Below are 24,927 nucleotides of genomic sequence, written 5' to 3' on the forward strand. Positions count from 1 at the left end.
TGCCCCGACCGCTCAGGCGGCCCGCGCCCCCCGAGACGAGCACAGGGCGCGGGCCGTCGGCGCACGGGCGGCGCAGCGGCGGGACACCGCAACCCCGCCCGCCTCCTACAGCAGCGCGCTGATGGGCACCCCCGCCAGATCGCGCACGTCATGCGCCAGGTGCGCCTGGTCGGCGTAACCGGCGCCGTGAGCCACCTCGGCCAGCGGTACGCCCGCCCGGGCCCGCGCCAGAGCACGCTGGAAGCGCAGCACCCGCTGCAGGGTCTTCGGCCCGTACCCGAACGCCGCCAGCGCCCGCCGCCGCAACTGCCGCTCACCCAGCCCCAGCATCCCCGCCACGTCCCGCACCGGCACACCCCGCGACAACGCCCGCACCACCCCCGGCGCGATCGGATCGGGCGGCCCCTCGGCCCGCGCCAGCGCCGCCCCCGCCAGCACCGCATGCGGCGAAGCAGACCCGGCCACCGCCTCCCCGAGACGGTCGGCGTCCGCCCCCCACAGGTCCCGCAGCGGCAGCCGCCCGTCGCGCACCGCGTCCGCCGGCACCCCCAGCACCGGCGGCGCCGCCCCCGGGCCGAACCGGATCCCGACCAGACGCTCACCCGGCCGCAGCTCTGCCAGATCAGGGCCGGTGTCCGGGCCCGCCACGGTCACCCGCGCGTCCCCGCTCCACCAGATCAGGTCCACGCACCCGTCCGGCACCACACGATGCACCTGCGGCCCCGCGTCCGCGGCCGCCTCCCGCGACCACAGGCACACCAGACCCGACCCGGGCGGAGCCGGACCCTCGCGGTAACGCACGACGCCCACCCTCCCCTCCTTACCACCGCACACCGCCGCCGTCCGCATGCGGACCCCGCCTACGGGTAGGGGACCGCTGGTCGACCGCGAGCCGGAAGGGGACCACCACATGGCCACCGAACTGCAGGGCAAGACCATCGCCTTCCTCGTCGCCCCCGAAGGCGTCGAGCAGGTCGAGCTCACCGAACCCTGGAACGCCGTCGAACGGGCCGGCGGCCGACCCGTCCTGGTGTCCACGGAGATGGGCCGCGTCCAAGCCTTCGACCACCTCGACAAGGCCGACACCTTCGACGCCGACGCCGTCGCCGGCGGCACCGACCCCGCCGACTTCGACGCGCTGGTGCTGCCCGGCGGCGTCGCCAACCCCGACCACCTGCGCACCCAGCCCGAAGCCGTCGCGTTCGTCAGGGGCTTCTTCGACCACGGCAAGCCGGTGGCCGCCATCTGCCATGCGCCGTGGACGCTCATCGAGGCCGACGTCGTCCGCGGCCGCACCCTCACCTCCTGGCCCAGCCTGCGGACCGACCTGCGCAACGCCGGCGCCATTTGGGTCGACGAGGAGGTCCAGGTCTGCCGCGCCCGCCACAACACCCTGGTCACCAGCCGCAAACCCGACGACCTCAAGGCCTTCTGCCAGGCAATCGTCGAAGCCTTCCGCGCCTGACCCGCCCGGCCTCGCGGCCGCCCGCGCCGACGCCGCCCGGCGGCACTCCACGCGGCCGCCGGACGCACGGGCGTGTCGGGGCTTGTGCGGGGTGTTGCGGGGAGTTGCGAGCGCGGGTCCGCGGCGGCCGGCGGCAGGCGCGAACACGGTGCGCCAGACGGCTTCCAGCCCGGTGGTCTAGACCTTGCCCTAGACCAGTCGGTGAATCTTCGACGACCGTATCCTGCATGAATATCCGTACTGGCAGGTAACTAAGTAGCGTTGTGCCCGTGACCCGTCGAGCGAAGATTGTCAGCACCATCGGTCCCGCCTGCTCCAGCGAGGAGCAGATCCACGCGCTCGTGGCGGCCGGCATCGACGTCGCCCGCCTCAACATGAGCCACGGCGAACACGCCGTCCACGAGCAGGTCTACCACCGCCTGCGAGCCGCCGCCGAGGCCACCGGCCGCGGCGTCGGCATCCTGGCCGACCTGCAGGGCCCCAAGATCCGCGTCGGACGCTTCCCCGACGGGCCGGTACGCCTGACCCTCGGGGACGAGTTCACCATCACCACCGAGGACGTCCCCGGCAACCGCCAGCAGGTCTCCACCACCTACCAGGGCCTGCCCGGCGACGTCGCCCCCGGCGACACCATCCTCGTCGACGACGGCCGCGTCGCACTGCGCGTCACCGAGGTCGACGGCCCCCGCGTGCGCACCACCGTCACCGTCGGCGGCATGGTCTCCGACAACAAGGGCCTCAACCTGCCCGGCGTCCCCGTCAGCGTCCCCGCCCTCACCGAGAAGGACGAGGCCGACCTGCGCTGGGCGCTGCGCCTCGGCGTCGACATGGTCGCCCTGTCCTTCGTCCGCACCCCCGAGGACGCCGCCACCTGCTACCAGATCATGGACGAGGAGGGCGTCCGCGTCCCCCTCATCGCCAAGATCGAAAAGCCGCAGGCCGTGGAACGCCTCCCCGAGATCGTCGCCGCCTTCGACGGCATCATGGTCGCCCGCGGCGACCTCGGCGTCGAACTGCCCCTCGAGCAGGTCCCCATCGTCCAGAAGCGCGCCATCGAACTGTGCCGCGAAAAGGCCCGCCCGGTCATCGTGGCCACCCAGATGCTCGACTCGATGATCTCCTCGCCGCGGCCCACCCGCGCCGAGACCTCCGACGTCGCCAACGCCGTCTTCGAAGGCGCCGACGCCGTCATGCTGTCCGGCGAGACCAGCGTCGGCCAGTACCCCATCGAGTCCGTCCAGACGATGAGCCGCATCGTCGAGACCGCCGAGAAGGCGTCCCTGCAGGCCACCCACACCCTCACCCGCATCCCCGAGACCGTCGGCGGAGCCATCGCCCGCGCCGCCGCCGAGGTCGGCGCCATCGTCGGCGCCGAGGCCCTGGTCGCCTTCACCATGTCCGGCGAGACCGCCCGCCGCCTGTCCCGCTACCGCTCGCCCATCCCGCTGCTCGCCTTCACCTCCGTGCCCGCCACCCGCGGCCGCCTCGCCCACGTCTGGGGCGTCGAGACCTTCATCGTCCCCCACGTCGACCACACCGACGAGATGTTCCGCCAGGTCGAGCAGGCCCTCCTCGAACTCGGACGCTGCCAGAAGGGCGACCGCGTCGTCGTCGTCGCCGGCTCGCCCCCCGGCACCCCCGGCTCCACCAACGCCCTGCGCGTCCTGCGCATCGGCGACGCCATCTCCGGCGCCATGCGCGAATGACTCACGAGCACCACACGGGGGACGATCGACTTTGTAACGGCTCGCGCACCACTCTTCCCATCAAGGGCACCGGCCGTCTACGGTCCTGGGGATCTCACTGACGTTTCCCTCGTCCCCCCGGTGGTGCGATGAAATCGATCGAAGACTTCCTGACCGACGCCAGCGATTTCATCTGGGGCCCCTGGCTCCTCATCCCCCTCCTGCTGGCCACGGGCGTGTACCTGACCGCCGTCCTGCGCGGCGTGCAGATCCGCCGCTTCCGCCTGGCGTTCTGGCTCGCCTTCGTCAAACGCTCCGACGAGGGCGCCGACGGCGACATCTCCCACTACCAGGCATTGGCCACCGCCCTCGCCGCCACCGTCGGCGTCGGCAACATCGTGGGCGTCGCCACCGCCATCTCCCTCGGCGGCCCCGGCGCCGTCTTCTGGATGTGGTGCACCGGCCTGATCGGCATGGCCACCAAGTACAGCGAGGCGTTCCTCGGCGTCCGCTTCCGCCGCACCGACGCCGCCGGCGAGCAGAGCGGCGGCCCCATGCACTACCTGCGCAACGGCATCAAGGGCCCCCTCGGCGTGTTCCTCGGCGGCTTCTTCGCCATCGCCGGCGCCTTCGCCGCGTTCGGCATCGGCAACATGACCCAGGCCAACGCCGTCGCCTCCAACGTCAACGACGAGTGGGGCCTGCCCACCTGGGCCACCGGCCTGATCATCACCGCGCTCACCGCCGCCGTCATCCTCGGCGGCATCAAGAGCATCGGCCGCGTCACCAGCGCCTTCGTCCCGCTCATGATCGTCCTGTACGTGACCGGCGGCCTGCTCGTGCTGCTCCTCAACGCCGACGAGGTCCCCGGCGCCCTCGGCACCATCGTCTCCGACGCCTTCACCGGCACCGCCGCCACCGGCGGCTTCGCCGGAGCCGCCGTCGCCACCGCCATCCGCTACGGCGTCGCCCGCGGCATCTTCTCCAACGAGTCCGGCCTCGGCACCGGCGGCATCGCGGCCGCCGCCGCCAAGACCACCCACCCCGTCCGCCAGGCCCTGGTGTCGATGACCCAGACCTTCATCGACACCCTCATCGTCGTCACCATCACCGGCCTCACCATCGTCGTCACCGGCACCTGGAAGGCCGACAGCGACGAGGCCGCCGCCTTCACCGCCCGCGCCTTCGCCGAGGGCCTGCCCGGCACCTGGGGCAGCGTCATCGTCACCATCAGCGTCGTCTTCTTCGCCTTCTCCACCCTGCTCGGCTGGTCCTACTACGGCGAACGCTGCATGGAGTACCTCTTCGGCCGCAAAGCCGTACTGCCCTACCGCGTGGTCTTCATCGTCGTCTCCTACATCGGCGCCACCACCACCCTCACCGCCGTGTGGACCTTCTCCGACGTCATGAACGGCCTCATGGCCCTGCCCAACCTCATCGGCCTGCTCCTGCTGTCCCCCCTCGTCTGGCGCGAGACCCGCGACTACTTCCAGCGCGGCCCCCAGGACGAACTCAAACCGCAAACCACCACCAACTGAACCCCTCAACGGCCCGCCCTTCCCAACCGAAGGGCGGGCCACCCCCAAACCCAAGGGCAGTCAGGACGCCTCTCATGCGCGGACGCGTCGGTCAGTACTTGGGGCCCACGAACTCGTCCAGCCGCGCCACCGCGTCCCTCCGCGCCACCGAGATGTTCTTGCGGTTCATCTGCCTCCACGCGATGCCGAGCCGGTCGAGGGCGTCCGTGAAGAGCCGCTGGATGTCCTTGGACTCGTTGGTGAACGTGTAGCGGGGGTACTCGTACCAGCGGTCGCCGTCCTTGAGCGGCCGACGGACGCGGTTCATGCTCCGGCAGCCGTCCGAGTGGATCAGGCCGCGGATGAACTCTTCGGTGTGCTCGTCGACGATCTTCTGCTGCCGGTCCGCCAGCTCGATCTTCCGCGTGTGTTTCATGCCGGGCCCGTGCTGCGGGAACAGGCAGGGCCAGTGCTTGGATGTGGCGCGCAGGACGACGCAACCGGTTCTGTGGCGTCGCCCCACCGTGAGGCCCGGCATGACCTGGGTGATCGCCGTGGCCGCGGCTTCGCGGATCCCAGGCCAGCTTTCGCTGCAGGCGAGCTCGAACCCGTGGCCGCCCTGTTCTTTCGGGCGCGTACCGACGATGTAGCCGTCCCCCAGGTAGAGCCCGAGGAGGTAGGCGTACGCCCGGTGATCCAGTTCGCGGCCGTGACAGCGCGGGCAGAGGCACTTGGGTGTTCCGATGCGCGTCCGGGAGCGCGGACCCCGTCGGGTGCCGCGGCGCCAATGGCGCACGGCGGAGACGGAGACACCGCATAACTGCGCGACCGTCCGGTCGGTGAGCCCCTGAGCCTTGAGCTGAAGGGCGCGATCGACGACTCCTCTGTCGTACATGGAGGAATCGTCGCACAGTGCTACGACAAAATCGCTGTGCGTGAGTCCCGGAGCAGGCGGATATGAAAAATCCGCCGTCCCGCAGACGGCGGCCGAGTGCCCCGAGTGGGATTCGAACCCACACTGAACGGTGTTTGAGACCGCACTCTCTGCCAATTGGAGTATCGGGGCAGGTCCGAGCAGATCGGACATCTCTATGAAGCTGTGAGCGCGGCGGGTCTGGGGCGACCTGCCGCAGACCAGATTAGCGGGTCCCGGTAGTCTCGTGCGCGTGACGCAGAGCGCTCGGCGAGTTGTGATCGCAGAAGATGAGGCCCTGATCCGCCTGGACCTCAAGGAGATGCTCCAGGAGGACGGTTACGAGGTCGTCGGGGAGGCCGGAGACGGGGAGGCCGCCGTCCGGCTGGCCACCGAGCTGCGGCCGGATCTGGTCATTCTCGACGTCAAGATGCCCGTGCTGGACGGTATCTCGGCGGCCGAGCGGATCTCCGCCGAGCGGATCGCGCCGGTGGTGATCCTCACCGCGTTCTCGCAGCGCGAGCTGGTGCAGCGGGCCACCGAGGCGGGCGCGATGGCGTATCTGGTCAAGCCGTTCACCAAGACCGACCTCGCGCCGGCGATCGAGATGGCGGTGAGCCGGTACACCGAGCTGCGGGCGCTGGAGGCCGAGGTCGCCGGGCTGCAGGAGCGGCTGGAGACCCGCAAGATCGTCGATCGGGCGAAGGGGCTGCTGCAGGCGGCCAACGGGTGGACCGAGCCCGAGGCGTTCCGCTGGATCCAGAAGACGTCGATGGACCGCAGGCTGACCATGCGCGCGGTGGCGGAGGCGGTGCTGGCCGGGGCCGCGGGGGAGGGCCCCGCGAAGTCCGCAGGTGAGGCGGGGGGCAGGCCGTCGGGCGGCACCGCCAGGCCCGCCGGGCCGCGTCCGGATGCCGCCGGCGGCGAGGCCGGTGCTAACGCCGGGTCGAACGGCGGCAGCGGCCCCCGGCCCGGCGGCGCGGCGCAGGGCTGAGCCGCACCGCCGGGCCGCGGCCCCGAGTCGCGCGCACCGCCCTGAGGCAGGGCGGTCACTGTGTGTGATGGTCGCTGGTGGTGGCGCTGTTTTTTGGCCACGGAGCCGTAACGACTGAGTAACCCTTCTGTCCGGGGGAGCTGTTCTGGCGAGGGTCGTCGGTGTACGACATACCTGGCCCCCGAGTGACCGATATCTCCCGCTTGACGTCGGTGTCGGGGTTGGATCTCGTACCCGATCCCTTCCGGATCCGGATGGAAAGGTTGGCACCTTGCGGCGCAACATGATGAGGGTCACCGGTGCGGTGGCGATGAGCGCGGTGCTGGCGCTCGGTGCCGTCGCCTGCGGCGGCGATGACGGTGGCAGCGGCGGTGGCGGCGGCGACAGCGTCACCATCGGGTTCATGGGGGACCTCACCGGCGAGAACTCCGGCCTGGTGATCCCGCCCAAGCAGGGCGCCCAGCTGGCGATCGACCAGTACAACGCCAAGAACCCCAAGGTCAAGATCAACTTCAAGACCTATGACAGCCAGGGCAAGCCGGAGCAGGCCAGCCCGCTGGTGCAGGGCGCGATCAAGAACGACAAGATCGTCGCGCTGATCGGCCCGGCGTTCTCGGGCGAGTCGCAGGCCACCGGGCCGATCCTGGAGGAGGCCGGGGTGCCGAGCGTGTCGCCGTCGGCGACCGACATCACGCTGGCGCAGAAGGGCTGGAAGTACTGGCACCGGGTGGTGGCCGACGACTCGGTGCAGTCCGCGGGGGCCGCCGAGTTCATCACCGGCTCGCTGAAGGCCAAGAAGGTCTTCACCGTCCACGACAAGCAGGTCTACGGCAAGGGCCTGGCGGACGCGATCGCCAAGGCCGTCCAGGCCAAGGGCGCGCAGACCGGCACCGAGGGCGTGGACGACAAGGCCACCGACTACTCGTCCACGGTGAACAAGATCAAGCAGTTCAACCCGGACGTGGTGTACTACGGCGGCTACTACTCGGTGGCGGGCCGGCTGTTCAAGCAGCTGCGCGAGGCCGGGTACCAGGGCAAGGTGATGTCGGGCGACGGGTCGGTGGCGACCGGTCTGATCGACGGCGCGGGTGAGAAGAACGCGCAGGGCGCGCTGCTGTCGTGCGGGTGCAACATCGACGCGTCCGGTAAGAGCGGCAAGACGGCCGCGGACTTCGCCGCCGCCTACAAGCAGAAGTACAACGCCGACGTGGCCATCTACTCGGCCGAGGGCTACGACGCGGCGACCGCGCTGATCAAGGCGATCGAGGCGGGCAACACCGACTCCAAGTCGATCAACGAGTTCCTGAAGACCGTCAGCTTCGAGGGCGCCGGCAAGCAGATCAAGTTCGCCGAGAACGGTGCGCTCGCGACCGAGGACATCTTCATCTACGAGGTGCAGGGCCGGGCGATCACGCTGCTGGGCAACAGCAAGGAGGCCAAGGCCAGCAGCTGAGGCGGATGACGCCCTGCTCGGCCCGTGCCCTCCGCGGTGGTTCGTGAGGGCGACATGTTGGCGTGGGGGCGGGAGCGCCGCGAGCGCTCCCGCTCCCTTCAACAAAGGCTCCTAAGGTGTTCGAAGACTTCATCTCACAGTTCTGGCCGTCGACCGTCGACGGCCTGGCGCTGGGCGCCATCTACGCGCTCGTCGCCCTCGGGTACACGATGGTCTACGGCGTGCTGCGACTGATCAATTTCGCGCACGCGGAGATCTTCATGGTCGGCACCTTCGCCGCGCTGGGCACGGTGCAGGTGCTGGGCGTGTCGGATGTGGGCGGCGTCGCGCTGATCGGCGTGGTGGCGGTCATGGCGGTGGTGGCGGCCGTGATCTCCGGCGGCGGGGCGATGCTGCTGGAGCTGGTGGCCTACCGGCCGCTGCGCAAGAAGGGGGCGTCGCGGCTGGCGGCGCTGATCTCGGCGATCGGCGCGTCGATCTTCCTGCAGCAGCTGTTCGCGACGCTGCTGGTCCCGGCGCTGTTCGGCACCTCCAAGGAGGGCGGGCGGCTGCCGGTGGACGAGCATTTCGTGGCGCGCAGCAACGTCATCGACCTGGGGCCGATCCAGGTCAGCAACGACAAGTTGATCATTTTCGTCGGCGCGATTCTGATGATGGTGGCGCTGGACCAGTTCGTGAACCGCACGCGGCTGGGCCGGGGCATCCGGTCGACGGCGCAGGACCCGGAGACAGCGGTGTTGATGGGTGTCAACATCGACCGGGTGGTGTCGGTGACGTTCGCGGTGGGCGGCGCGATGGCGGGTGTCGCCGCGGCGCTGTACTTCCTGCGGTTCGAGCAGGCCTGGTACTTCACGGGGTTCCTGCTGGGCATCAAGGCGTTCACGGCGGCGGTGCTGGGCGGTATCGGCAACATCCGCGGGGCGCTGGTCGGCGGTTTCGCGCTCGGACTGTTCGAAATGTACGGTTCGAGCCTTTTCGGGTCGGAGTGGCGGGACGTCGTGGCGTTCTCGGTGCTGATCCTCGTCCTCATGTTCCGTCCCACCGGCATTCTCGGTGAGTCTCTTCAGCAGGCGCGCGCATGAACCTGACAAAGAACAAGGGCAACGGAGGGTCGCGGGCCGGGAGGCTGTCGCTGGACCCGGTGCGGGACTGGTGGGCGTCGGCGCCCGGCTGGGTGCGCTGGACGGTGTACCTGCTGCTGGTGGTCGGGGCGCTGGTGCTGCCGAGCGAGTCGATCGGGTCGTTCATGGCGCCGAGCGGCAGCGACTGGGCGACGATGCTGAGCGACCAGATCGCCATCTACGTGCTGCTGGCGCTGGGGCTGAACGTGGTGGTCGGCATGGCCGGCCTGCTCGACCTGGGGTATGTGGCGTTCTACGCCGTGGGCGGGTACACGATCGGCATCTTCGCCACCAAGTACGGGTGGAACTTCTGGGAGACGCTGCTGCTGGCGATCCTGCTGGCGGCGCTGTCGGGGGTGATCCTGGGGGCGCCGACGCTGCGGCTGCGCGGCGACTACCTGGCGATCGTGACGCTGGGGTTCGGAGAGATCGTCAAGCAGACGGCGGCCAACAGCGACTACGTCAACGGGCCGCGGGGCATCCAGGGCATTCCGCATCCGCCGTCGCTGTCGGAGCTGGAGTTCCTCGGTGTGCAGCCGCTGAAGTACGGGCTGCTGGACTCGCGGCCGTACTACTACATGCTGGTGGTCTTCATCGTGCTGACGATCATCTTCGTCAGGCGGATGGAGAACAGCCGGGTGGGCCGGGCCTGGGCGGCGATTCGGGAGGACGAGGACGCGGCGGAGCTGATGGGCGTGCCGACGTTCCGGTTCAAGCTGGCGGCGTTCGCGATCGGCGCGGCGATCGGCGGCAGCGGCGGCGTGGTGTTCGCGGCCAAGCAGACGTCGATCAACCCGGAGAACTTCGTGTTCCTGGTGTCGGCGCTGATCCTGGCGTCGGTGGTGCTGGGCGGCTCGGGCAACATCCCGGGCGTGATATTGGGCGCGTTCATGCTGGCGTGGCTGCCGGAGCGGTTCCGGGAGCTGCAGGACTACCGGATGCTGCTGTTCGGTGCGGCGCTGGTGGTGATGATGGTGTTCCGTCCGGAGGGCCTGTGGCCGTCGCGGCGCCGCAAGGCGGAGCTGGAGGAGGGCACCGGCGGAATGGGCAGCATGGGCGCCGAGGTCGCGGCTCCGGCCGCGGTCGGCGCGGGCGTCGCGGGCGATGCCGCGGAGGTGAAGAAGTGAGCGAGGCTTCGCAGGGCGCCGCGGCCGCGGGGAGGCCGGCGGGCACGCCGGTGCTGCAGCTGCAGGACGTCACGATGCGCTTCGGCGGCGTGGTGGCGTTGAACAAGGTGTCGCTGGAGATCGGCGAGGGGGAGATCTTCGCCCTGATCGGTCCGAACGGCGCGGGCAAGACGACGGTGTTCAACGTCACCACGGGCGTGTACCGGCCGAGCGAGGGGCGCGTGGTGTTCAACGGCACGCGCATCGACGGCAAGAAGCGGTTCGCGGTCACCAAGCTGGGGGTGGCGCGGACGTTCCAGAACGTGCGGCTGTTCCACAACATGACGTCGCTGGAGAACGTCATGGTGGGGGCGGACGCGCATCACCGCACCGGGTTCGTGGGCGCGGCGCTGGGGCTGCCGTGGCACCGGCGTGAGGAGCGCGACGGCCGGGCCAAGGCGCGGGAGCTGCTGGAGTTCGTGGGCATTCCGCACCGGGGCGACGAGGCGGCCAAGAACCTGCCGTACGGCGACCAGCGGCGGCTTGAGATCGCGCGGGCGCTGGCGACCGACCCGAAGCTGCTGCTGCTGGACGAGCCGGCCGCGGGCATGAACCCGGCGGAGAAGATCGAGCTGCAGAAGCTGATCCGCAAGATCCGCGATTCGGGCCGGACGGTGCTGCTGATCGAGCACGACATGGGCCTGGTCATGGGGATCAGCGACCGGATCGCGGTGCTGGACTTCGGGCAGAAGATCGCCGAGGGCCTGCCCGCCGAGGTGCAGAACGACCCGCGGGTCATCGAGGCGTACCTGGGAGCCGCAGCCGATGCTTCTTGAGATTTCCGACATCCACGTCCACTACGGCAAGATCGCCGCGCTGAAGGGCGTGTCGGCGGAGGTGGACCAGGGCGAGATCGTCACGTTGATCGGCGCCAACGGCGCCGGGAAGACGACGACGCTGAAGACGATCTCCGGGCTGCGGCCGCTGTCGGCGGGCCGGATCGTGTTCGACGGGCAGGACATCAGCCGGATGCCGGGGCACAAGCGGGTGCTGGCGGGCATCGGGCAGTCTCCGGAGGGGCGGGGCATCTTCCCCGGTATGACGGTGGAGGAGAACCTGCTGATGGGCGCGTACGCCCGCAAGGGCGATGTGTCCAAGGAGCTGAAGGAGGTCTACGAGCTGTTCCCGCGCCTGGCCGAGCGCAAGAACCAGGCGGGCGGCACGATGTCGGGCGGCGAGCAGCAGATGCTGGCGATCGGGCGGGCGATGATGGCCGACCCGAAGGTGCTGCTGCTGGACGAGCCGTCGATGGGGCTGGCGCCGCTGCTGGTGCAGCAGATCTTCTCGATCATCCAGGAGATCAACCGGCGGGGCTGCACGGTGCTGCTGGTGGAGCAGAACGCGCAGCAGGCGCTGCAGATCGCGCACCGTGCGTACGTGCTGGAGACGGGGCGGGTGGTCAAGTCGGCTCCCGCCCACGAGCTGCTGAACGACCCCGAGGTCCGGGCCGCCTATCTGGGCGGTGACCTGGGCGAGGCGGCCGCGTCGGCGCCGGTGGACGCCGTGCCCGAGCCGGGCGCGGCGGAGGACGCCGTCCCGGAGGGCACGGTCGTCGACGAGGAGGTCCGCAAGGACTGACCTGCCGCTGGTCGCGACCGCCCCCGGCCCGGGCCCGCCCGGAGCCCGGGGGCGGTCCGTGTTCTCCCGGTGGGGCGCCCCTGGGAGTCGCGGCCCGCGCTTGGGCCGGCACGGGGGCATCGAGGGCGTGCGGCCCGCGCGCGTGTGGACGTGCCGATACGTGCACAGGGGCCGGTCCCCGGGCAGAAAACGAGGACCAGCGGCCTGCTCGGCAGGCGCACCGGTCCCGAGTCCGAGGCCCGAGATCACCTTTGGGGCCGTACGGGTCTTCCCCGGAAGCGTACGTTGTCTACTCAGTGATCTCGGGCCGTTCCAACCAACGTTACCGATCGGACGCCTTCGTCCGCAAAGGAACCGCCGCAGCGGGGAGGCGTTCCCGCGGGCGCCCGGTCATCCGGCGGCCGGCGGCACCGGGTTGTCACCGCCGGCGGGCGGGCGGTCGCGGAGCATGCAGGTCAGGCGGGCGGTGCAGATCCGGCGGCCGTCGTCGTCGGTGATCACGATGTCGTAGGTGGCGAGGCTGCGCCCGGCGTGCAGCTTGGTCGCGACGCCGGTGACGTACCCGTCGGTGGCCGACCGGTGGTGGGTGGCGTTGATCTCGATGCCGACGGCGACGCGGTCGCGGCCGGCGTGCAGTGCGGCGCCCGTCGAGCCGAGCGACTCGGCGAGCACGCAGGAGGCGCCGCCGTGCAGCAGCCCGTACGGCTGGGTGTTGCCCTTGACCGGCATGCGGCCCACCACCCGGTCGGCCGTGGCCTCGAGGATCTCCACCCCCATGGCCTTCGGCAGGTGGCCCTGGGCCACGCTGTTGAGCAGTTCGACGAGCTCCTGCTGGTCGTCCGTCATCGAGCCTCCCTCAAACCGTCGTACGCGCAGACTAGAGTCAAGCTGTGGCGACCCAAGAATCGACCCCTGACAAGCAGCAAGACCGGCTCCTCCTGCTCGACGGCCACTCGCTGGCCTACCGGGCGTTCTTCGCGTTGCCGGTGGAGAACTTCAGCACCACCGACGGTCAGCCCACCAACGCGGTGTACGGCTTCACCTCGATGCTGATCAACCTGCTGCGCGACGAGCAGCCCACCCACCTGGCGGTGGCGTTCGACCGGTCCGAGCCCACGTTCCGGCACGAGCAGTACGTGGAGTACAAGGCGGGCCGGCAGAAGACGCCCGACGAGTTCCGCAGCCAGGTGAGCCTGATCTTCGAGGTGCTGGACGCGCTGCGCATCCCGCGGCTGTCGGTGGCCGGGTACGAGGCCGACGACATCATCGCCACGCTGGCCACCCAGGCCACCGCCGCGGGCATGCAGACGCTGGTGGTCACCGGCGACCGGGACGCCTTCCAGCTCGTCGACGACAACGTCACGGTCCTGTACCCGGTGCGCGGGGTGTCGGAGCTGACCCGCTACGACCCGGCCGCGGTGGAGCAGCGCTACGGCGTCCCGCCCGAGCGGTACCGCGAGCTGGCCGCGCTGGTGGGCGAGAGCAGCGACAACCTGCCGGGCGTGCCCGGCGTCGGCCCCAAGACCGCGGCCAAGTGGCTCAACAAGTACGGCGATCTGGACACCCTGGTCGCCCACGTGGACGAGATCAAGGGCAAGGCGGGCGACAACCTGCGCGAGCACCTGGCCCAGGTGCTGCGCAACCATCAGATCAACAAGCTCGACCGCGAGGTCGCCCTGGAGGCGGCGCCGCCGCAGCTGACCATGGGGCGCTGGGACCGCGACGAGATCCACACCCTGTTCGACTCGCTGCAGTTCCGGGTGCTGCGCGAGCGGCTGTACGCGACGCTGTCGTCGGTGGAGCCGGAGGCCGACGAGGGCTTCGAGGTGGAGCTGGCCGAGCTGGAGCCGGGGGGGCTGGGGGCGTGGCTGGACGAGCACGCCGCCGGCGCCGACCGCACCGGCCTGGCGGTGTCCGGCTCGTGGGGCCGCGGCACGGGCGAGGTGACGGCGCTGGCGCTGGCGTCCCCCAAGGGCCCGGCGGTGCACCTTGACCCGGCCGAGCTGATCGAGGACGACGAGCGCGCGCTGGCCGCGTGGCTGGCCGACGCGTCCCGTCCCAAGGCGATCCACGACGCCAAAGGGCCGATGCTGGCGCTGGCCGCCCGCGGGCTGACGCTGGCGGGCGTCACCAGCGACACCGCCCTGGCCGCCTACCTGGCCCTGCCGGGGCAGCGCACGTTCGACCTGGGCGACCTGGTGCTGCGCTACCTGCACCGCGAGCTGCGCGACGAGTCCGACGACTCCGGGCAGCTGACGTTGGACGGCTCCGGCGAGGCCGAGGCCGCCCGCGACCTGGCCGTGCGCGCCCGCGCCGTGGCCGAGCTCGCCGACGCCCTCGACCGCGACCTGGAGCGCCGCGGCGCCACCCGCCTGCTGCACGAGGTCGAGCTGCCCCTGGTCGGCGTGCTGGCCGACATGGAACGCGCGGGCATCGCCGTGGACACCGGGCATCTGGCGGGGCTGTCGTCCTCGCTGGGCGGCCAGGTCAAGGAGGTCGAGCAGCTGGCGCACACCGCCGTCGGCCACGAGTTCAACCTGGGGTCGCCCAAGCAGGTGCAGCAGGTGCTGTTCGACGAGCTGAAGCTGCCCAAGACCAAGCGCACCAAGACCGGCTACACCACCGACTCCGAGGCGCTGACGAACCTGCTGGCCAAGGAGGGGCACCGGGTCCTGGAGCACATCCTGCGCTGGCGCGAGGTGGCCAAGCTCAAGAGCATCGTCGACTCGCTGATCCCGATGGCCGACGACGCCGGGCGCATCCACACCACCTTCAACCAGATGATCGCCGCGACCGGGCGGCTGTCGTCCACCGACCCGAACCTGCAGAACATCCCGATCCGCACCGCCGAGGGCCGGCAGATCCGCGAGGCGTTCGTCGTCGGCGAGGGCTACGAGTGCCTGCTGACCGCCGACTACAGCCAGATCGAGCTGCGGATCATGGCGCACCTGTCGGAGGACGAGGCGCTGCTGGAGGCGTTCCGGCAGCGCGCCGACTTCCACACGATCACCGCCTCCCGCGTGTTCGGCCTGCCGCCCGAGCAGATCGACTCGGAGCTGCGCGCCCGGATCAAGGCGATGAACTACGGGCTGGCCTACGGCCTGTCGGCGTACGGGCTGTCGCAGCAGCTGCGGATCCCGGCCGACGAGGCCCGCGAGCTGATGGAGGAGTACTTCCAGCAGTTCGGCGGCGTCCGCGACTACCTGCGCGAGGTGGTGGCCCGCGCCCGCCAGGACGGCTACACCGAGACCATCCTGGGCCGCCGCCGCTATCTGCCCGACCTGACGTCCGACAACCGGCAGCGGCGCGAGATGGCCGAGCGGATGGCCCTCAACGCCCCGATCCAGGGGTCGGCCGCCGACATCATCAAGGTCGCCAGCCTCAACGTCGACCGGGCCCTGCGCGAGCACGGCCTGCGTTCGCGCATGCTCCTGCAGGTGCACGACGAGCTGGTGTTCGAGGTCGCCCCGGGCGAACTCGACCGCCTCCAGGACCTCGTCCGCGAGCAGATGGTCGGCGCCTACGACCTGCGCGCCCCCTTGGAGGTCTCCATGGGCACCGGCCGCACCTGGCAGGCCGCCGCCCACTGACCCGGCGCCCTCGGGCTCCGTCCGGTGGGGGCCGGCCCCGGCAGGTCCCGACCGGACCGCGGGCGCCCGCCGGTCCCGACGGTGTCCGCCGCTTGCGTCTCAGACGTCGCCTGGTCGGCCGGTGCGACGTGGATGACCGCCGGCGGGCGCGTCGGGGGGAAGCCGTGTTGGGGCAACGGCGCGTCCAGGTCGTGGATCTTCTTCCGGGCGACGGGCGCCCGGGACCGCTTCGGCGCGGGGGCGGGGGCCGTCGAGCGTCCGGCGGCGGCCCTGGCCGGTCTTGTCGGCGGTCGGGGGCGCCGGGGCGGTCGTGCGGTGCGGTGCCTTCTTCGGGCCGGCAGGGGCTGTTTTCATCAGGGGTGAGGATGCGGCCGGGGGCGGGGGAGCGGCGAGGCGACACGCGGACGCGGGCCGGTGATCTTCGCTGGGCTGGTGACATTTTGCGATCGGATGACCGCGCTCGGCGATCAAGGCGGGTCGGAGGGGTATTCGGGAAGGCGCGTACATCTCAGCAGGGCGGGGCCGCCGGAGCGGGCGTCAGAGTTACCGGCATGTCGGGTTGGCAGACCTCTGTCCGTTGTGGACGGAGGAGCCGTACGCTTTCCCTGGCCGCGTTCCGTGGGCCGTTGGAGGGGTCGTGCCGCTTCTTCACAAGATCGCCGGGCTGGTGATCGTCTGTGCCGTGATCCTGGGGCTCGTCCTCCCGCGGGACGAGCGCGGGGCCGGGCCGGAGCCCGCGGCGGCGCGGGCGGCGGCGCGGTCGGCGCCCCAGGCGGCCGGGGACGCGCCCGCGCGGCCGGCGCGGCAGGAGCGCACGACGCCCGCGCGGCCCTCGCCCTCAGTGACGGCGATCGCGCAGGCGCGTCCGGAGGCCGCGCGGATCCGGGCCAACGAGCTCGGGCAGATTCCGGTACTCATGTACCACCGGATCGTAAAAAAGCCGGAAATGTCGCTTGACCGGTCCGTCCAGGAGTTCCGGGACGAGCTCATCCGGCTGGCCAAGTCCGGGTACGTCCCGATCACGGCCGGCGAGTTCGCGGCGGGGCGGATCGACGTCCCGGCCGGGCGGCACCCGGTGGTGCTGACGTTCGACGACAGCACGCCCGGGCACTTCGCGCTGGACGCCGGCGGCAACCCCGCGCCCGACACCGCCGTGTCGGTCCTGCTGGAGGTGGCGCGGCAGTACCCCGGGTTCCGGCCGACGGCCACGTTCTACCTGAACAAGGACCCGTTCCAGCTCGGCGACCGGACGGCCCAGGGGCTGCAGTGGCTGGTGCGGCACGGGTTCGAGCTGGGCAACCACACCCTGTCGCACAAGAACCTGGCGGAGATGTCGCGGTCCGCCGTCGAGAAGGAGATCGGCGACATCGAGGGGCGGATCGCGTCGCTGGCCGGTGTGCACACCACGACGCTGGCCTACCCGTTCGGGTCCGAGCCGAAGCAGGCCGCCTGGGCGCAGGCCAAGGCGGGCTCCTACCGGTTCAACGGGATCTTCCTGGCCGGTTGGCGGCCCTCGGAGTCCCCGTTCAGCAGGGACTTCGACTGGCGGCGCATCCCCCGGGTGCGGTCCGAGGGCAAGATCGCCGAGGACGACTGCACGCGGTACTGTTCCATCGCCTGGCTCGACTGGTTGGACAAAAACCCCGCGGAACGGTACATCTCTGATGGGGATCCGAATACCATTTCGTTCCCTAGGACCGCGGAAGGCAAGCTGGCCAGTAGGTTCCGGGCGTACGCCCGTGCCTACTGAGGGCCGCTCGGCCATACCCTCCGATTGACCCCGCGCTGTGCGTCCCATATTCTGATCGCTGCGCTGTGGGCCTGCGCGTGTCTCGGACGGAGCAGGCTCGCGCTCGGTCAGGTCGTCGACATCGGTTCGGTATGACTGACGCGGCTTGCGCCGCGTCCCTTCCGGTCCTCGGCAGGGCGGAAATGGGCCCGCCGCGCATCCGTCAGACAACTACGCATGTCCGTATCCGGAGCCAGCCGACACATGACGAGCAGCACCGAGGCGACCTCGACCACTCCGCAGGTGGCGGTCAACGACATCGGGTCCGAGGATGCCTTCCTCGCCGCGATCGACGAGACCATCAAGTACTTCAACGACGGCGACATTGTGGAGGGGACGGTCGTCAAGGTCGATCGTGACGAGGTTCTCCTCGACATCGGCTACAAGACCGAGGGCGTCATCCCCTCCCGAGAGCTGTCCATCAAGCACGACGTCGACCCCAACGAGGTCGTCGCCGTGGGCGACCACGTCGAGGCCCTGGTCCTCCAGAAGGAGGACAAGGAGGGCCGGCTGATCCTGTCCAAGAAGCGCGCCCAGTACGAGCGCGCCTGGGGCACGATCGAGAAGATCAAGGACGAGGACGGCATCGTCACCGGTACCGTCATCGAGGTCGTCAAGGGCGGTCTCATCCTCGACATCGGCCTGCGCGGGTTCCTGCCCGCCTCGCTGGTCGAGATGCGCCGGGTGCGCGACCTGCAGCCCTACGTCGGCCGCGAGCTCGAGGCCAAGATCATCGAGCTGGACAAGAACCGCAACAACGTGGTCCTGTCCCGCCGCGCCTGGCTCGAGCAGACCCAGAGCGAGGTCCGCCAGACCTTCCTCAACACCCTGCAGAAGGGCCAGGTCCGCAAGGGCGTGGTCTCCTCCATCGTCAACTTCGGCGCGTTCGTCGACCTGGGCGGCGTGGACGGCCTGGTGCACGTCTCCGAGCTGTCCTGGAAGCACATCGACCATCCGTCGGAGGTCGTCGAGGTCGGCCAGGACGTCACCGTCGAGGTCCTCGACGTCGACATGGAGCGCGAGCGGGTCTCCCTGTCGCTCAAGGCGACCCAGGAGGACCCCTGGCAGCAGTTCGCCCGCACCCACCAGATCGGGCAGGTCGTGCCGGGCCGCGTCACCAAGCTGGTGCCGTTCGGCGCGTTCGTCCGCGTCGAGGAGGGCATCGAGGGCCTGGTGCACATCTCCGAGCTGGCCGAGCGCCACGTGGAGATCCCCGAGCAGGTGGTCCAGGTCGGCGACGAGATCTTCGTGAAGATCATCGACATCGACCTCGACCGGCGCCGCATCAGCCTGTCGCTCAAGCAGGCCAACGAGGGCGCCCTGGGCATCGAGGAAGAGGACTTCGACCCCACCCTCTACGGCATGCCCGCCGAGTACGACGAGCACGGCAACTACAAGTACCCCGAGGGCTTCGACCCGGAGACCGGGGAGTGGCTGCCGGGCTACGAGCAGCAGCGGGAGACCTGGGAGCGCCAGTACGCCGAGGCGCGCGCCCGCTTCGAGGCGCACCGCCGCCAGATCGAGGAGGCCCGCAAGGCCGAGGCGGAGGCCGAGGGCGGCCTCGGCGGCGACGCCTCCTACTCGGGCGGTGAGAGCGACTCCGGCGGCGCCCTGGCCACCGACGAGGCCCTCGCCGCGCTGCGCGAGAAGCTCTCGGGCGGCCAGTAAGCGGCCCCCCGTTCAGGGCCCGCTCGCCGCGTCCTGAACGGCCCGTGACAGCCGGTCCGGGACGTGGCTCCAGGGGGAGACCCCGGGGCCGCGTCCCGGGCCGATGCGCCCGTCTCTCAGCGCAGCCTGCCCCGCAGGCGGCCGGCCCGGCGGCGGCACGCCCGGCGTCCGGCCACGGAGCCGTCGGCTGGGCCTCTCACGCACCCTCACGGCGGTCGGCCGTGTGCGCATGCGCCGTGCCTTCGCCCTGAACCCCGATCGGGCTGGGCGCTCCGCCTGTGACGGGGCCCGCCTACAGGCGGACCTGCGACACAGGACCCCGCGGGCAGCGCCGGGAGGAACACCCCTCCTCTCGAAGATCCGTGCGGTACCCGCCGGTGGACCCGCCGCGGTTCGGCGGCTGAACCGGTCCGGACCAAGGTGCGCGGTGGCGCGCGCACCACCCGCCCCCGCCGCCGACGTTCCGCGGACGCCGGGGTCCGCTCTGGCGCCCCGGGAGCCATCCGGTCGGCATGTGCTCGTCCCGGCGGCATGCCGGTGGACGTGCTGCAGGGCGTCGGCCGATGCCCCGGCTGGGCCCGCATGCGGTATCTCCCGCTGTGCGTGATGGCCGGTGGTCTCGTGCACGCCCGCGTGAGCGGCCCTGGATCCGGCCGGGCTCGAGGGGCGCACAAGGCCGTGACCGCCTGCCGCCGGCGTCTTCGGGGCGGCGAGAGGTGTCGTGCCCGGTCACGGGGAACGGGACGTCCTCGGAGCCGTACTCGACCGGCCCCAACGGGTCGGCGGATCTGGTCGTAGACGAGCTGCGCCAGCCGCTCCTGGCTCGTCAGGGCCGGATCTACGGCTCCCGGTCGGGCGCCCTCGGCGACGCACGTTGTGCGTGCCCGGTCGGCAGTCGTCTGCCTAGGTGCACCCGTTGGTCTAGGTGCACCCGTTGGTCGCCCCGCTTTCGGCCGGGGCTCTGCGGGTGTGCGACGACCGTGATCGCCTGCTGTGGCGCGTCCTGGCGGTGGCCGGTGGGCGTGTCGTGGCGTTGCGATCGGAATCCGGTGTTCCGGTCGCCTCTGACAGCTCGCGCTGTGCGCGTACGCCTATGGGCCCGATGTCGGCTGGGGTCCAGAGGGGCGTGCGGGGGCAGCGGCCGTCTGCACGCGTCCTGACGGTGGCGTGCCGGTGGACGTGCTGCGGGGGTCGGCCAGCGCCCGGTTCGGGTCGCATGCGGTACCTCGTGCCGTGTCCGTGCGGTCGGGGGGTTCACTCATGTGCACGCCCGCAGGAGCCCTGGGGGCGGCCGGGATGCCGAGGGTGCATGAGGGCCGTGTTCGACCGTCGTCTGCGCCCGCGTCCCCGTGGCGCCATGCCGATAGGGGTGTCGCGGCTCTGCGGACGGACCAGGGTGCTCCGGTTCCGGCCGCCTTCGGTGGCTCGCGCTGTGTGCGTGTGGTCGGTGCTGGCTTGTGTTCGTGCGCCCGTAGGCATTCCGGTATGAGCCGGGGCTCTGCGGGTGCGCGGCGGCCGTGATCGCCTGCCGTGCGTGCTCGGTCGGCTTGCGCGTACGCCCATGAGCCCGATGTCGGCTGGGGCTCTGGGGGGCGTGCGGGGCAGCGGCCGTCCGCTGTGCGCCTCCTTGCGGCGGGCATCCGGCGGACGGGGCGCGGCATAGGCCGGCGCCCCAGCGGCACTGCCCCGCCGACCGGGACCGGACCGCATCTGGCGGGAGTACGCGCGCTCGGTGTGGAATTTGTCACGCCCGGTCACCCGCCGGGCCTGCGGCGCAGTGGTGACGGCTGACGGGTGCAGCGCGCGGGTTGCGGTGGGCCGCGGGCCCCTGGCTGCGGTCTCGCGCCCCGGAGAGGGCGCCGGTGTGGTGGATTTTGGGGAGTCGCAGCGGCGTGGGACGCTCGGCGGGTCATAGGATCAACGGCCGGAGGTGCGGTTCGTGGATCGGCCTTCGGCCGTGATCCTCGTGGCGCCCGCCGGACCCCTCCGGTCCCTGTCGGCGGCCCCGCCCGCCCGTCCCGCCCGTTTTCCTGCTCGTCCCCGGGGAGCACACGTTCAATTGGCCAGCACAGAGGTAGGCACCCGGACCGGCGGCCCCGCGCAGGCCGGTCCTTCGATCGTCCCGCAGGGGCCGGCGCGGCTGGTGCTGATCGCCGTCACCGTCGCCGTGCTCGCGCAGACCCTGCGCTTCTCGCTGCCCCAGTTCGACCACTTCACCGATTCCGCCGGCGCCGGCGTGGCCGGTGCGGCCGTGCTGGCGGTGTTCCTGGCGGGGTTCGCCGGGCCGCTGGTGCGCCGGGCCGCCGGGCCCCGCGGGCTGCTGCTGGCCGGGGTCGGCGGGCTGCTGGCGGTGCGGCTGGTCGCCGAGGCGATCGAGCCGCGCGCGTGGCTGGCGTTCCTCGGCACGGCGATCGGCATGGTCGCGGTGGCGGCGCTGTACGAGGGGGCGCGCGGCCTGTCCGGGGTGGGGTTCGCCACCGCCACGGTCGCGGGCCTGTCGGCCGACACCGCGGTGCGCATGGCGTTCGGCACCTGGGACCCGGTGTGGCGGCCCGGGGTGTGGCCGTGGCTGCCGTGCCTGGCGTTCGTGGGCCTGGGGGCCTTCGCGCTGTACCGGGAGCTGTCGTCCGGGCCGGTGGAGGCGCCGGGCATCTCCTGGCGGGACGCGCTGGGCGCCTCGGCGATCGGGCCGTTCCTGGCGCTGCAGACGCTGGTGCTGTCCAGCCCGGCGTTCGTGGCGTCGTCGGGGTGGCGGTCGCTGACCGAGGCGCACATGGTGGTCGTCGCCGGGCAGGGGCTGGCGCTGGCGTTCCTGGCGTCGGGCCTGGCGGTGCGGGCGGTGCCGGGCGGCGTGTGCGTGCTCGGCGGCACCCTGCTGGGCGTGGGCGCGGGCGCGGTCGCCGGCACCTACGCGGTCAGCGGCATCGAGGTGGTGCCGGTCGTGGTCGTGGGGCAGGTGCTGTCGGCGTGGCTGCTGGCGGTGGCGTGCCGCGCGCCGCTGCGCCGGGCCGGGACGGGCGGCCCGGTGTGGCGGATCGACGTGGGCGCCGCGCTCGGCGGGTTCCTCGTCGCGCTGATCCTCATCCCGTACCAGATCAGCGCGATCGAGCCGCTGCCGGTGCCGAACAACGTGCTGCCCGGCCTGGCGGGGATCCTGCTGGGCGCGCTGTCGGCGATCGCGGCCGCGCGGGGCGGCCCGCTGCCGGCGCTGGCGGGGGTGCGGGCGCTGACCGCGGGGGCCGCCGCGCTGGTGCTGCTGCTCGGCACGCTGATCTTCACGTTCACCACCCCGAACCGGGAGGCCGGCGCGGCGGCCCGGCCGGACGGGCAGGTGCGGGTGATGACCTACAACATCCACGACGCGGTCGACCAGGACGGCCGGCTCGACCCCGAGGGCATCGCGCGGGAGATCGAGCGGCAGCGCGTCGACGTGGTGCTGCTGCAGGAGGCCGGACGCGGGTCGCTGCTGTCGGGCACCACCGACGTGGGGGTGTGGCTGTCGCGCCGCCTCGGCATGAAGCTGCTGTGGGGGCCGGCCGCCGACGGGCAGTTCGGCAACGCGATCCTGACGTCGCTGCCGGTGCGCAGCTCGGGCACCGGGCGGATGGCCAAGACCGACTGGTCGCAGATCCGCGGGTACGTGTGGGCGCGGCTGGCGGTCGGCGGCACCACGATGGACGTGTGGTCCACGCACCTGGAGGGCGGCGCCGACCAGGACGCCGAACGGGTCCGCGAGGTCGCCACGCTGCTGCGGGCGTGGGGCGGCGCCCCCCGCACGATCATCGGCGGGGACTTCAACGGCGGGCCGGGCAGCGCGGCGGTCGGCCGGATGCTGGACGGCACCGAGCTGCGCAGCGCCGCGTTCGGCGGCGACCCGTCGCCGACCACGGCGGCCGGCGAGCGGGTCGACTGGATCTTCGGCACCGACGACCTGATGTTCTCCGACTACCAGGTGGTGCGGTCGCGGGCGTCGGACCACTATCCCGTCGTGGTGACCGTCCGGATCGGGCGGTAGCCGGGCCGCGGGCCCGCGGCCCCCGCTAGGGTCGGCCCATGCAGGAGCCGCAGGTCGTGATCGAGCGGGCCGGGCCCGCGGACGCCGGGGAGATCCTCACCGTGCAGCGCGCGGCCTACCTGGCCGAGGCGCAGCTGTACGGCGACCCGTTCCTCCCTCCGCTGGTGGAGTCGCTGGAGCAGCTGCGCGCGGTGCTCGCCGGCGACGCGGTGGTGCTGAAGGCGGTGGCCGGGCACCGCCTGGTGGGGGCGGTGCGGGCGCAGTTCAGCGAGCGCACCTGCCTGATCGGGCGGCTGGTCGTCGCGCCGGACGCGCAGCGCCGCGGGATCGGCGGCCGGCTGGTGGCGGCGCTGGAGGAGCAGGTGGCGGGCCGTGTCGACGCGTGCGTGCTGTTCACCGGCCATCTCAGCGAGGGCGGTCTGCGGCTGTCCCGGCGGCTCGGCTACCGGGAGACGCACCGCGAGCGCGTCGCGGCTCACCTGACGCTGGTGCACATGCGCAAGGACCTGGCGCCCGCGGCGGCCGCCGGCTGACCCCGGCCCCTGGGCCGCCGATCGAGCGGTCGTTAGGGTGGGGGCGTGCTGAAGGTGGGACTGACCGGCGGGATCGGATCGGGTAAGAGCGAGGTGTCGGCGCGGCTCGCCGCGCACGGCGCGATGGTGATCGACGCGGACCGGATCGCCCGGGAGGTGGTCGAGCCCGGCACGCCCGGGCTGGCGGCGGTGGTGCAGGAGTTCGGCGAGCAGGTGCTGCGGCCGGACGGCGCGCTGGACCGCGAGCGGCTGGGGTCGATCGTGTTCTCCGACCCGGACCGGCTGGCCGCGCTGAACGCGATCGTCCACCCCCTGGTGGGGGAGCGGGTGGCGGAGCTGATGGAGGCCGCCCCCGAGGACGCGGTGGTGGTGTACGACGTGCCGCTGCTGGCAGAGAACGGCCTGGCCGGCATGTACGACGTGGTGGTGGTCGTGGACGCCCCCGTGGAGACGCAGGTCCGGCGGCTGGTGGAGCACCGCGGGATGGCCGAGGAGGACGCGCGGGCGCGGATCGCCGCCCAGGCCACCCGGGAGCAGCGCCTGGCGCTCGCCCACCGCGTCATCGACAACTCCGGGAGCCTGGAGGAGCTGCACGCCCAGGTCGACGCGCTGTGGGACGAGCTGGCCCGCCGCGCGCACGCCGCCCCGGCGGGGTGAGGGCGGTGCGGGTCTCGTGGGCGACCGACCAGGGCAGCCCCGCGCGGCGCAACGAGGACTTCGTGGCCGCCGCCCCCGGCGCGGTGGTGGTGCTGGACGGCTGCGGCCTTCCCCTGGGCACCGACCTGGGGTGCGTGCACGGCACCGCCTGGTACGCCCGTTCGCTGGGCACGCGGCTGCTGGCGCGGCTGCTGGACGGGCTGAACGAGGCGCCGCAGGCCGGGCCGCCGGTCGGCCCGCCGGAGGGGGCGCACCGCCCCGCGGCCAGGCCGCTGGTGGGGCGCCTGGCCGGGGCGATCGCCGACGTGGCGGCCTCGCACCGCACCACCTGCGATCTTCGGAATCCGGCCACGCCGGCGGCGACGGTGCTGGCGCTGCGGGTGCGCGGCGACGTCCTGGACTACCTGGTGCTCGCCGATTCGACCCTGGTGCTGGACGGCCCGGACGGCCTTCAGACGGTCACAGGCGGCCATGTGTACGCCAGCGCGGATCCGACCGCCGCCGAGCACGCCATCACCGGCACGGTGCCGCTGAGGGGCGTACGGCGGGCGCTGCTGCTGACCGACGGCGCCACCCGCCTGGCCGACCGGTTCGGCGTCACCGACTGGGCCGGACTCGTGGAGATCGTCGAGCGGCAGGGGTCGGCGGCGCTGGTCGCCCGGACCCGGGAGGTGGAGCGCACCGACCCCCAGGCCGTCCGCTGGCCGCGCGGCAAGCCCCACGACGACGCCACCGTCGCCTACTGCACGTTCCAGTAGGGCCGGTAGGGGGCCGGTAGGGGGC

General features: G+C 71.9%; 18 protein-coding genes, 1 tRNA gene and 1 pseudogene. 16 read left to right on the plus strand and 4 right to left on the minus strand.

Features of this window, described 5'->3' with window-relative positions:
- Window positions 1-105: 105 nt before the first annotated feature.
- On the minus strand, window positions 106-810 hold the full coding sequence (locus ABD879_RS10665; RefSeq protein ID WP_345020011.1) for a DUF6597 domain-containing transcriptional factor: 705 nt from the start codon (window positions 808-810) through the stop codon (window positions 106-108).
- 100 nt (window positions 811-910) lie between these two features.
- Between ABD879_RS10665 and ABD879_RS10670 the strand changes: the two genes are divergently transcribed.
- The 3 genes from ABD879_RS10670 to ABD879_RS10680 all read left to right on the plus strand — a co-directional run bounded on the left by ABD879_RS10670 (window position 911) and on the right by ABD879_RS10680 (window position 4,688).
- Window positions 911-1,465, plus strand: a complete 555-nt coding sequence (locus ABD879_RS10670) for a type 1 glutamine amidotransferase domain-containing protein (protein WP_345020013.1) — start codon at window positions 911-913, stop codon at window positions 1,463-1,465.
- Window positions 1,466-1,734: 269 nt separating this feature from the next.
- Window positions 1,735-3,171 carry a pyruvate kinase gene (gene pyk, locus ABD879_RS10675; RefSeq protein ID WP_345020015.1) on the plus strand — a complete coding sequence of 479 codons (1,437 nt, stop codon included), beginning with the start codon at window positions 1,735-1,737 and terminating at the stop codon, window positions 3,169-3,171.
- Window positions 3,172-3,299: 128 nt separating this feature from the next.
- Entirely contained in the window at window positions 3,300-4,688 is a 1,389-nt protein-coding gene (locus ABD879_RS10680) for an alanine/glycine:cation symporter family protein (RefSeq protein WP_345020018.1), read from the plus strand.
- 91 nt (window positions 4,689-4,779) lie between these two features.
- On the opposite strand, the gene ABD879_RS10685 is transcribed toward ABD879_RS10680, so the two are convergent.
- On the minus strand, window positions 4,780-5,562 hold the full coding sequence (locus ABD879_RS10685) for a helix-turn-helix domain-containing protein (protein WP_345020020.1): 783 nt from the start codon (window positions 5,560-5,562) through the stop codon (window positions 4,780-4,782).
- Window positions 5,563-5,659: 97 nt separating this feature from the next.
- A tRNA-Leu gene (locus ABD879_RS10690) sits at window positions 5,660-5,733 on the minus strand.
- A 124-nt stretch (window positions 5,734-5,857) separates the two neighbouring features.
- On the opposite strand from ABD879_RS10690, the pseudogene ABD879_RS10695 reads away from it, so the two are divergent.
- The 6 genes and pseudogenes from ABD879_RS10695 to ABD879_RS10720 form a co-directional block, all read left to right on the plus strand.
- Window positions 5,858-6,418 (plus strand): annotated as a pseudogene (locus ABD879_RS10695) (ANTAR domain-containing response regulator); the annotation flags it as partial.
- 439 nt (window positions 6,419-6,857) lie between these two features.
- Window positions 6,858-8,027, plus strand: a complete 1,170-nt coding sequence (locus ABD879_RS10700) for a branched-chain amino acid ABC transporter substrate-binding protein (RefSeq protein WP_345020021.1) — start codon at window positions 6,858-6,860, stop codon at window positions 8,025-8,027.
- Window positions 8,028-8,089: 62 nt separating this feature from the next.
- The gene (locus tag ABD879_RS10705) at window positions 8,090-9,109 is read left to right on the plus strand and encodes a branched-chain amino acid ABC transporter permease (RefSeq protein ID WP_425549626.1); all 1,020 of its coding nucleotides are present in this window, start codon (window positions 8,090-8,092) and stop codon (window positions 9,107-9,109) included.
- Window positions 9,106-10,275 (plus strand): branched-chain amino acid ABC transporter permease, encoded by a 1,170-nt coding sequence (locus ABD879_RS10710; RefSeq protein ID WP_345020023.1) that lies wholly within the window; start codon window positions 9,106-9,108, stop codon window positions 10,273-10,275. Before ABD879_RS10705 ends, ABD879_RS10710 begins: the two co-directional genes overlap by 4 nt.
- Before the next feature lie 74 nt (window positions 10,276-10,349).
- Window positions 10,350-11,090, plus strand: a complete 741-nt coding sequence (locus tag ABD879_RS10715) for an ABC transporter ATP-binding protein (protein ID WP_345020093.1) — start codon at window positions 10,350-10,352, stop codon at window positions 11,088-11,090.
- On the plus strand, window positions 11,080-11,892 hold the full coding sequence (locus ABD879_RS10720; RefSeq protein ID WP_345020025.1) for an ABC transporter ATP-binding protein: 813 nt from the start codon (window positions 11,080-11,082) through the stop codon (window positions 11,890-11,892). The genes ABD879_RS10715 and ABD879_RS10720 overlap by 11 nt, the downstream gene beginning before the upstream one ends.
- A gap of 390 nt (window positions 11,893-12,282) precedes the next feature.
- On the opposite strand, the gene ABD879_RS10725 is transcribed toward ABD879_RS10720, so the two are convergent.
- Window positions 12,283-12,738, minus strand: a complete 456-nt coding sequence (locus ABD879_RS10725; RefSeq protein WP_345020027.1) for a PaaI family thioesterase — start codon at window positions 12,736-12,738, stop codon at window positions 12,283-12,285.
- Between the two features lie 44 nt (window positions 12,739-12,782).
- Between ABD879_RS10725 and polA the strand changes: the two genes are divergently transcribed.
- The 7 genes from polA (at window position 12,783) to ABD879_RS10760 (ending at window position 24,902) form a co-directional block, all read left to right on the plus strand.
- A complete protein-coding gene (gene polA / locus ABD879_RS10730) occupies window positions 12,783-15,482 on the plus strand; it encodes a DNA polymerase I (RefSeq protein ID WP_345020028.1) in 2,700 nt (899 codons plus the stop codon).
- Window positions 15,483-16,119: 637 nt separating this feature from the next.
- Window positions 16,120-17,232: a polysaccharide deacetylase family protein gene (locus tag ABD879_RS10735; protein ID WP_345020030.1), complete on the plus strand. Its 1,113-nt coding sequence runs from the start codon at window positions 16,120-16,122 to the stop codon at window positions 17,230-17,232.
- Between the two features lie 243 nt (window positions 17,233-17,475).
- Window positions 17,476-18,939, plus strand: a complete 1,464-nt coding sequence (gene rpsA / locus ABD879_RS10740) for a 30S ribosomal protein S1 (protein ID WP_345020032.1) — start codon at window positions 17,476-17,478, stop codon at window positions 18,937-18,939.
- 2,059 nt (window positions 18,940-20,998) lie between these two features.
- Entirely contained in the window at window positions 20,999-22,954 is a 1,956-nt protein-coding gene (locus ABD879_RS10745; protein ID WP_345020033.1) for an endonuclease/exonuclease/phosphatase family protein, read from the plus strand.
- 38 nt (window positions 22,955-22,992) lie between these two features.
- The gene (locus ABD879_RS10750) at window positions 22,993-23,487 is read left to right on the plus strand and encodes a GNAT family N-acetyltransferase (RefSeq protein ID WP_345020034.1); all 495 of its coding nucleotides are present in this window, start codon (window positions 22,993-22,995) and stop codon (window positions 23,485-23,487) included.
- Window positions 23,488-23,532: 45 nt separating this feature from the next.
- Window positions 23,533-24,144, plus strand: coding sequence for a dephospho-CoA kinase (gene coaE, locus ABD879_RS10755; protein WP_345020035.1), 612 nt, complete (start codon window positions 23,533-23,535; stop codon window positions 24,142-24,144).
- Window positions 24,145-24,149: 5 nt separating this feature from the next.
- Entirely contained in the window at window positions 24,150-24,902 is a 753-nt protein-coding gene (locus tag ABD879_RS10760; RefSeq protein WP_345020037.1) for a PP2C family serine/threonine-protein phosphatase, read from the plus strand.
- Window positions 24,903-24,927: the final 25 nt, after the last annotated feature.

Source organism: Actinomadura keratinilytica (assembly GCF_039539665.1).
In the GTDB taxonomy this organism is placed as follows: Bacteria; Actinomycetota; Actinomycetes; order Streptosporangiales; family Streptosporangiaceae; genus Spirillospora; species Spirillospora keratinilytica.